Here is an 8,881-nt window from a genome sequence, read left to right on the forward strand (position 1 = left end):
ACCGCCCCGGACCCCCTGCTCGTCACCCATGCGAAACGCGAGGACGAAGAGCGTGTCGTCACCCACCGCGCATTCCCCGTCCGGCCCCGGCCCCCGGCGGTCGCGGGCCGAAGGCCCCGCCGACCGGGCCCTGTTGCCCGACCTCGTGCGCGCCGTGATCGCCCGGCACACGCCCGACCCGGCAGGACCGGCGCGGGCGGACTGGAGCGTCGAACCCGGCGAGTTCTGGTGCCACGTCGTGCCCGGCGACGCCGTCGGGCGGGCCCAGGGATGGAAGCTCCACGTCCCGGCCACCCCGCTCTCGGCGCCCCTGGTCCTCGCCCGGTCCGCCGAGGTCCTCGTGGCCCACCGCGCGGCCTTCAAGTTCGCCGGGAGTCCGGCCGGGGTCGCCGCGCTGGTGTCCGGTCGCTTCGCGCGCGGCGGGAGCGGCAAGTTCCTGACCGTGTACCCGGCCGACGACGAGCAGTTCCGGCGGCTCGCCGAGGAACTCCACCGGGCCACCGAGGGACTGCCGGGCCCCGCCGTGCTCTCCGACCGGCGCTACCGCCCCGGCAGTCAGGTCTTCTACCGGTACGGCGTGTTCAAGGGCGTCCGGGAACTGACGGCCGACGGCTCCTTCGCCGCCCGCCTCACCGACCCCGACGGCCGGCCGGTCGCCGACGAGCGCAACGCCTGGTTCAGCCCGCCCGCCTGGGCCGGCGACCCGTTCCCCGACCGCCCCGTCGCACCCGCCCGCAGCACGGCCACCGCCAAGCCCGTGCTGCTCGGCGACCGCTTCCTCGTACGGGGCGCGATCCAGCACTCCAACAAGGGCGGGGTGTTCCGGGCCGAGGACACCCGTACCGGCGCGCAGGTCGTCGTCAAGCAGGCACGGCCCCACGTGGGGGCCGGACTCGAAGGCCTGGACGTCCGGGACCTGCTGCGCCGCGAGGCCGCGCTGCTCGAACGGTTCGGGCGGAAGCGCCCCGACCGGGTCCCCGGACTCGTGGAGGTGTTCGAACAGCAGGGCAGCGTGTTCCTCGCCACCGAATCGGTCCCGGGGGCGACGCTGCGGCGCACCGTCGCCGAGCACCTGGCGCGGCACGGCGACGCCTGCCCCGACGACCGCACGGCCGACTCCCGGGTCCGCCGGCTCGTCGAACTCGTCGCCGGCGCCCACGAACTGGGCGTCACCCTGCACGACTTCAACCCCAACAACGTCATGGTCACCCCCGACGGCCGGCTCGTCCTCATCGACCTGGAGATGGCCGCCCCGGAAGGGGAGCGCTGGGTGCTCGGTGCCACCCCGGGCTACACCGCCCCCGAACTGCGCGCCCTCGACCAGGTGGCCCCCGCCCTGCCGCCGGACGCCGACCTGTACGCCCTCGGCGCCACCGTCCTGCACACCCTGAGCGGCGCCGATCCGGTCTTCGCGGAGGACCTCCCCCGGGAGGCCGCACGACCGGACGAGCGACGCCTCGCGGACCTCGTGGACCTCCTGGCCCGCGACCACGCCCGCGTACGACGCTTTTCGCCGCTGATCCTGGGGCTCACACGGGACGCGCCCGAAGACCGCTGGACGCTCGACCGGGCCCGGGAGTTCCTGGACGGAAGCCGGGCGGGAGCGACGGCGCGACCGACCGCCGGTCCGCCGCCGGGGCCACGCCCGGACGCGGCGGCCACGCGCGCGCGTCTCCTGCACGACGGCATCGCCCACCTGCTGGCCACGATGCGCCCGCACGACCCCGAACGGCTGTGGGCCTCGGACTCGTTCGGCGAGACCTGCGACCCGGTGGCCCTGCAGCACGGCTCGGCCGGCGGCGTCGCCCTGCTCGCCCGGGCCCTCGGCCACTGGGACGCCGGGCTCCGCCTCCCGGAGACCGTCGCCGGGCCGCCCGTGACCCGCGAGGCGCTCGCCGAAGGCCTCCGCTCCGCCGCCCACTGGACCGCGCAGCGGCAGGAGACGCTGCCGAGCGACCCGCCGGGGCTGCACTTCGGCCGCTCGGGCACCGCCTGGGCGCTGCTCGACGCCGCGCGGGCCCTGGACGACCCCGCCCTGGAGGACCGGGCCGTCGCACTCGCCCTCGGCCTGCCGGTCCGCGGATCCAACCCGGACGTCTGCCACGGCGTGGCCGGATCGGGCCTGGCCCACCTGCACTTCTGGCGCACCACCGGAGACCGGCGGTTCCTGGACCGCGCCGCCGAGGCCGCGAACGGACTGCTCGACGCGGCGCGGCGCACCCCGGAGGGGGTCTTCTGGCCGGTGCCGGAGGACTTCGGTTCCGCGCTCGCCGGCGCCTGGCACTACGGCTTCGCGCACGGCGTGGCCGGGGTCGGCACCTTCCTCCTGCTCGCGGCCCAGATCACCGGGGACGAACGGTTCCTCGCCGCGGCCACCGAGGCGGGGGCCACCCTCGCGGCCGCCGCCCGCAGTGGACCGGCGGGCGCGCTCTGGCCCGTCGACCGGGCCCGCCACCTCTCCGACTCGCCGGAGCTCGCCCGGCACTGGTGCAGCGGCTCCTCCGGCGTCGGCACCTTCCTGGTCCGGCTCTGGGCGGCGACCGGCGGGTCCGACAAGGCCGTACGCGACCTGGTGGACGGCGCCGCCCGTGCCGTCCGGGCGGGCCGGGCGACCGACTCGCCGGCCACCTGCCACGGACTCGCGGGCAACGCCGAGTTCCTCCTCGACGCCGCCGTACGCACGGGCGACGAGAGCCACCGCGCCGCCGCCGAACTCCTCGTCGAACACCTGGCCGCACAGGCCGTGCTGCGCGACGGGCGGCTCCTGGTGCCCGACGAGAACCGCGGGACCGTCCTCGCCGAGTACGCCACCGGCCTCGCCGGAAGCCTGTCCCTGCTGCTGCGCATGCGGTGCGGAGGCCCGCGCGCCTGGCTGCCCGAGGACGGGCCGGCCCGCCCCTGAGTGTCCGGCGGCCCCAGGCCGCCGGCGTACCACCGGAATATCCGCATCATTCGAAGGAGACCGTCATGACCGAGTACGACATCGACGCCCTGCAGGTCCTGCCGGAGGAGGTCCGCACCGAGGACGCCCGTGGCGAGGAGCACGCCGCCGCGCTGATCACCGCCTGCCGCTGGCTCACGAGCGGCTGCTGACCGACTCCGTCCGGGGAGGGGGCCGGCGTCCCGGCCGGCCCCCTCCCCGACGGAGGCACGACCGTAGACTCGAAGCATGACCAGGCTGACGGGCAGGGCCCTGCGGGTGACGGTCTTCGTGGGGGAGACCGACCTGTGGCACCACAAGCCGCTCTACACCCAGATCGTCGGCCGGGCACGCGAGGCGGGTCTCGCGGGCGCGAGCGTCTTCCGCGGCATCGAGGGTTTCGGCGCCTCCTCGCTGATCCACACCCAGCGACTGCTCTCGCTGAGCGAGGACCTCCCCGTCGCCGTGGTCATCGTCGACACCGAGGAGAAGATCCGCGCCTTCCTGCCCCTCCTCGACGAACTGGTCGAGGAGGGCCTGGTGATCCTCGACGACTGCGAGGTCATCCGCTACGTCGGCCGAGAGAAGCCCGCCTGAGGGACCGACGGATCCGGGCCTGCGACGGCCCCGCTCACGAGGGCATGATCGCCGAGAGGCCCTTGCGGAGGTCGTCCGGGTTCATGACCGGTGAGTAGTGGACTTTGGCGCCCATCTCCATGAAGAAGGGCTCCGAGATCTTCGGCAGCTGGGAGGGGTCCTTCAGGTCGAAGAAGAGGTACCCGGTCCGACAGCCGTCCTCGACGGTGAAGTACGCGGCCTCCGGGTTGAGTTCCTTGAGCGTGGTCTCCATGATCTCCAGCAGCTTGCCCTGCTTGATGGTCTCGTTGGAGGTCGCGGTGTTCATCTGAACCTTCAGCAGCATGCGCATGGCACGGCCTTTCCCGACCGGGCGGGCGCTCCGTTCGGGACGCCCGGAATCCCGGACGCGCTCAGTACCAGCCTCCTCCTTGCCCGCCGGAGGGTCCACTCGGGCCCGGGTACCGCACGGTCGTTCCGTCGGCGTGCGGGGTCAGGACTCGCGGCCCCGCAGGCCGGTGGTGGTGACCAGGGCGACGAGGGCGTCGGGGAAGGCCTCCGCGACGGCGGGGGCGAGGCGGAAGGTGGTCATGGGGGTTCCGTTCGTGCGGGCGGACGAGAGGGGGCCGGTCAGGCCAGCGCCAGGAGGCTGACGGCCACCACCGCCGTCCCCGGGCCGAGGAGCTGACCGCGGTGGATGCGCTCGGCGAGCACGCCACGGGCGAGCAGGACCGTGCCCGCCGGGTGGAGGGCGGTGATCACGGCGACGACGGCGAGGTCCCCGCCGCGGGCGGCGAGCAGGAAGAGCAGGTTCGCCACCGGGTCCAGCACGCCCGCGGCCGCCGACAGGGCGTACGTGGGCCGCTCGGAGCCCAGCCTGCGGTACAGCACCGCCGCCGCCGCGAGGGTCACGGCCGAGGAGACCGCACGGCCCACGACCAGCGGCGCCACCCCGCTGTCCGAGGGCGCCTGGTGCAGGAAGACCAGCTGGAGGGCGATCGCGGCGCCCGCGCCCAGGGCCGGCAGCAGCGCCGTACGGGACGGGCGCGCCGTACCGGAGCCGTGTCCGGCGCTGACCAGGACCACGGCCGCCAGGGCGAGCGGCAGCCCGACCAGGCCGGCCGCGCCGAGGTGCTCGCCCTGGAGCAGGCCCACGCCGACGGGCAGCATGGCGGACACGAGCGCGGTCACGGGCGAGAGGACGTTCATCGGTCCGATCGCCAGGGTCCGGTAGAGCAGCGCGAAGGCCGCGGCGGAGGCGACGCCGGACGCGGCGCCCCAGCCCAGGGCGCCGGCGTCGAACGAGGCGCCGAGGAAGGGCCGGAGCAGCAGCTCCACGGCGAGAGAGGCCGGGTCGTGACCGCCGACGCCGTCGCGCCGCTCTGGACCGGAAGGCTGGGCAGCGAGGCCCGGCTCATGCTCACGACCTCGGGCCCGGCGCCGGTCGAGGTCTGGCGCTGGACGCTGGAACCGGGCGAGGAGTACCCCAGCCACCCCCACCAGGCAGGGGTCGTGGAGACCGTCAGCGTCACCGCCGGCCGGATGACCCTGGTCGTCGACGGCACGGAACACACCGTCGAAGCCGGGCAGACCGCCGCCTTCGACGGCGACGCCACCCACACCTACCGCGGCGCGGGAGAGGCGACCTGCCACCTGATCATGACCGTCCTCCTGCCGCCCGGCCCCGCCGCCTGACGCGGAGCCGGCCCCGCCGCCTCGGACGGACCCGTCCTACCGCTCCCGGGCGAGGAAGGCGGGGCGCAGGGACGTGTCCACCGGGTCGTAGTACCGGTGGAAGACCGGAGTCGTGGAGCCGGACACGGGCGGGACGATCCAGCTCCAGTCGGCGGGTGTGGGCCTGCCGTGCCGGCTCTCCCGCGCGATGTGCCGCAGGAACCGCTCGGACTCGGTGTGATGGTCCGCCATCGTCACCCCGGCCTCCTGGAAGGAGTGCAGCACCGCCACGTTGAGCTCCACGAGCGCCCGGTCCCGCCACAGCGTGCGTTCCGAGGAGCGGTCGAGGCCCAGCCGGTCGGCGACCACCGGCAGGAGGTCGTAGCGCTCGGCGTCGGCGAGGTTCCGGGCGCCTATCTCCGTCCCCATGTACCAGCCGTTGAACGGTGCCGCCGGATAGCGCACCCCGCCGATCTCCAGCGTCATGTCGCTGATCGCCGGCACCGCGTACCAGCGCAGCCCCAGCTCCGCCAGCCACGCGTGGTCCGGATGCCGCAGCGGCACCTCCAGGACGGAATCCTCCGGCAGCTCGTACCACTCCGGTCGCGCGCCCGGCCGCTCCTCCACCATCAACGGAAGCACCTGGAAGGCCCCTTCGTCGCGCTTCCACCCCAGCTCGCGGGCGCGGGCGGTCGGCGAGGCACCGCGCGGATCGCCGATCCAGCGGCCCTCGGGGGTGCGGTGCCCGGCGTAGCGCACCAGTTGGTCGTTGACGATCCGCGGCGCGGGACGCCCCGGCCGGTCGGGGGCGAACACCGAGATCACCGGGCGGATCCGGCCGCCGTTCCCGGCGGTCCGCAGGTGCTCGAAGCAGGCGGCGGCGATGCCGTCGGCCGAGGTGACGTGCCGGAGGTCGCGCACCACGAGGCTGCTCCAGTAGAGCCTGCCGATGCAGCGGGCCGCGTTGCGCCACGCCACGCGGGCGCCGAAGGAGAGCTCGGCCGGAGTGTGCTCGTACGTGCCGGTCCGGTCGATCCCGGCCAGCACCTCGCGGACCCGGCGCTCCACGTCCCCGGCGTCGGGCTGCTCGTGATGGAACTGCCGGACGAAGCTCTCCGCCTCCCGACGGTCCGTCACCTGCGGTGTTCGCACGTGCGGTTGGCCCTGTCGCGCGTCGGACGGAGACGCGGACGTGAACGGACAGGTGCTGACGGCGGCGGCCTTGCGGCGGCGACCCAGACTGAAGACCAAGGTGTTCCCTCCTGCCCCCATGACTACCGCACGCGTCCGTGCGGTTGTGGAGAGTGAGGAGAGTTCGGGAGGGGAAGGGCGCCGGGCTGATAAGGTGCCCGGCGCCGAGATCCGGGGGCGGCCGACGGCGCGCCGCGGGATGGACCGGTGGTCCTCGGCTCAGAGCCCCCCGACCTTGGCCGTCGCCGAGAGCTCGTACACCAGCGTGACCGTCCGCCGGCCGCCGGGCGGCAGGGTGACGTCCCAGCGCACGATGCCCTCGGCGTCGACCGTGTCCGGGGCGGGGGAGCAGGCCTCCTTGCGCAGGCGCACCTCCACCGCCGAGACCTCGGAGACGGGGATCCGCTCGCGGAGGACGACCACCCGGTCGTCCCGCTCCCCGGGCGGCGAGAACCGGGACAGGTGCAGCCGGACCGTGCGGGTGATCACGGTCCGCTGGGTGAGGCCCGTGGTGTCGCGGGACTCCTCGGCGTGCCGGACCACCCGGTGGTCGTCACGGCTGCCGAAGGCGAGCTCGACGGCGGCGCCGGGAGCCGTGAAGTCCAGCGTGCCGCGGCCGGTGAAGCCGCTGCCCCGGACGAGGTCCACGGGGCCGGCGAGCAGCGCGTGGCCGGACAGGTTGTCGAACCGCACCACCTGCGTGACCAGCGGGGAAAGCTCCGGCGAGCAGGCGTACTCACTGCCGGCGGCCGTCGTGAACGCCGAGAGCGGCACCCGGTGGGCGCGGCCGTCACCCGGCACGGAGACGGGCGCGGGGGAGCGCAGCACCCGCGCCTCGCCGCCGTCGTCCACGCCCGGCAGGCCGAGCACCGGAGCCGGTCCGAGCGTCGAGATCTCCTCCTCGCGCACCTCGACGTCGATCGTGCGGCGCTCCGCCGGCGCCCGGTCCTTGAGCGTCAGCCGGTCCTCGACCAGCCGCGGCGGATCGCCGGCCAGGGCCGACCTCGCGGTCGACAGCGTCAGCCGCACGTCCGACCAGTCCTCGCCGGTGCGCTGCCAGACCACCGCGTCGGTCTCCAGCGTCAGGGACTCCCCGTCGAGCACGGCCCGGTAGGCCGGCCGCCACAGCGCGCACGGGGTGAGGTGGCTCAGCCGCAGCCGCGCGGCCCCCGCCGCCGTGGCCTCCACGGTCAGCTCGACATGGGCGACGAGCTCGGCCGGCTCCTCCTCGGCGAGCTCCATGACCCGGCGGACCTCGGAGAGTTCGGCACGGAGGGCGGTCAGGCGCGCCTCCGCGGCGCGGAGCTCCTCGCCGTACGTGTCGCGCTCGGCGTCCACCCGGTCCAGTTCGCGGCTCCAGCGGGGCCCTTCGGCCTCCCCGCAACCGGCGCCCTCGCCGATCTCCCGCAGCAGGTCGGCGGCGAGCCGGCCCAGCAGGTCGAGACGGGTCCGCAGCCGGTCGCGGCGCTGCTCCACGGAGCGGCGCTCCTCTTCGAGGGCGTGGGCCCGGTGGCGGAGCGCGGAGTCGCCCTCGGCGGGCGGCACCGGTCCGCGCGGCGTCCAATCGCGGACGAGCCGCACGTCGAGGACGGTGGCCGGGTGTCCGGAGGTCAACTCGGCGTGCAGGGTGCGGTCGACGGCGAGCGCGCTGACCGGCCCGAGGCGCAGGCGCTGGACGCCGGCCTCCAGGTCGAGCACGGCGGTGCGCTCGACATGGGCGCGGTCCTCCAGACAGGTGACGGCGGTGACGGGGAGGGCGATCGGCTCGGTCTCCGTGGACATGGCGTGTGTCAGCTCCTGCGGTTGCCGTCGACCAGGGCCTTGCCGGCCGGTATGCGGATCTCGTAGCCGCCGTCGAGCACGGCGGTGCCGCCGGCGGGCAGCTCCACCCGCCAGACGCGGGTGCCCGGGACGTGGTGCTCCGGCGCGGCGCCGTCCTCGGGTGCCGTCCAGTCGGCGCGTTCCTCGATGCGGACGTCCGGCTCGGAGGAGACCGGCACCCGCTCGTGGACCTCGACGGTGACCGGCCCCGCGAGACGGTTGGCCAGCTCCACGTGGACGCGGTGGTCGAGCACGGTCACGTTGTTGCGCAGGCCCGCCGTCGACTCCTTCAGATGGGTGCTGCGGGTGACGCGGACGCCCTCGGCGGGACCGAGGCCCAGCCGGCGGACACCGCCGGGCGCGAGCGTGGGCAGGGCGGCGGTCAGCAGGAAGTCGTCGTCGACGGTGACCTCCACCGGGCCGGCGAGCAGCGCCTGACGGGTGGTGTTGGAGACCGTGAGGGTCGCGTACACGGTCTGCTCCACGGACGGCACACAGACGTGTTCGGTGTGCAGGACGACCGGGACCTCGCCGACGGTGACGGTGTGCCAGGCGCCGTCCGATGGCACGTCGGCACGGGCGGGGGCGTCGAAGCGGTGGTCGACGTCAGCACGGCCAGGACCCCGGCCGCCCCTTGCTGGACGGTGCACGGGTCGCTCTCCCCGGTCAGCGTCGACACGGGCCACAGCCGGTCGCCCG

At 75.0% G+C, this 8,881-nt stretch carries 7 protein-coding genes and 2 pseudogenes; 4 read left to right on the forward strand and 5 right to left on the reverse strand.

Annotation, left to right across the window (positions count from 1 at the left end):
- The first annotated feature begins 52 nt into the window (after positions 1-52).
- The 3 genes from lanL to ABZ318_RS28960 all read left to right on the forward strand — a co-directional run bounded on the left by lanL (position 53) and on the right by ABZ318_RS28960 (position 3,517).
- Positions 53-2,902: a class IV lanthionine synthetase LanL gene (gene lanL, locus ABZ318_RS28950; RefSeq protein WP_356905404.1), complete on the forward strand. Its 2,850-nt coding sequence runs from the start codon at positions 53-55 to the stop codon at positions 2,900-2,902.
- Positions 2,903-2,967: 65 nt separating this feature from the next.
- Positions 2,968-3,093: a hypothetical protein gene (locus ABZ318_RS28955; protein ID WP_255325155.1), complete on the forward strand. Its 126-nt coding sequence runs from the start codon at positions 2,968-2,970 to the stop codon at positions 3,091-3,093.
- Between the two features lie 76 nt (positions 3,094-3,169).
- Positions 3,170-3,517 (forward strand): DUF190 domain-containing protein, encoded by a 348-nt coding sequence (locus tag ABZ318_RS28960; RefSeq protein WP_356905405.1) that lies wholly within the window; start codon positions 3,170-3,172, stop codon positions 3,515-3,517.
- Between the two features lie 34 nt (positions 3,518-3,551).
- Here ABZ318_RS28960 and ABZ318_RS28965 read toward each other — a convergent pair whose 3' ends face one another.
- Positions 3,552-3,848, reverse strand: a complete 297-nt coding sequence (locus ABZ318_RS28965; protein ID WP_356905406.1) for a hypothetical protein — start codon at positions 3,846-3,848, stop codon at positions 3,552-3,554.
- A 278-nt stretch (positions 3,849-4,126) separates the two neighbouring features.
- Positions 4,127-4,849, reverse strand: a pseudogene (locus ABZ318_RS28970) (EamA family transporter); the annotation flags it as partial.
- Between ABZ318_RS28970 and ABZ318_RS28975 the strand changes: the two are divergent.
- Positions 4,841-5,191: pseudogene (locus tag ABZ318_RS28975) on the forward strand (cupin domain-containing protein); the annotation flags it as partial. The pseudogenes ABZ318_RS28970 and ABZ318_RS28975 overlap by 9 nt on opposite strands.
- A 36-nt stretch (positions 5,192-5,227) precedes the next feature.
- Here the strand turns inward: ABZ318_RS28975 and ABZ318_RS28980 are convergent.
- The 3 genes from ABZ318_RS28980 to ABZ318_RS28990 form a co-directional block, all read right to left on the reverse strand.
- Positions 5,228-6,307, reverse strand: a complete 1,080-nt coding sequence (locus ABZ318_RS28980) for a nitric oxide synthase oxygenase (protein ID WP_356905407.1) — start codon at positions 6,305-6,307, stop codon at positions 5,228-5,230.
- A gap of 273 nt (positions 6,308-6,580) precedes the next feature.
- Entirely contained in the window at positions 6,581-8,143 is a 1,563-nt protein-coding gene (locus ABZ318_RS28985; RefSeq protein ID WP_356905408.1) for a mucoidy inhibitor MuiA family protein, read from the reverse strand.
- 8 nt (positions 8,144-8,151) lie between these two features.
- Positions 8,152-8,881 (reverse strand): DUF4139 domain-containing protein (locus tag ABZ318_RS28990; RefSeq protein WP_356905409.1); only part of this gene is annotated, 730 nt, incomplete at its 5' end.

It is taken from the genome of Streptomyces sp. NPDC006197 (genome assembly GCF_040613865.1).
Taxonomy (GTDB): domain Bacteria; phylum Actinomycetota; class Actinomycetes; order Streptomycetales; family Streptomycetaceae; genus Streptomyces.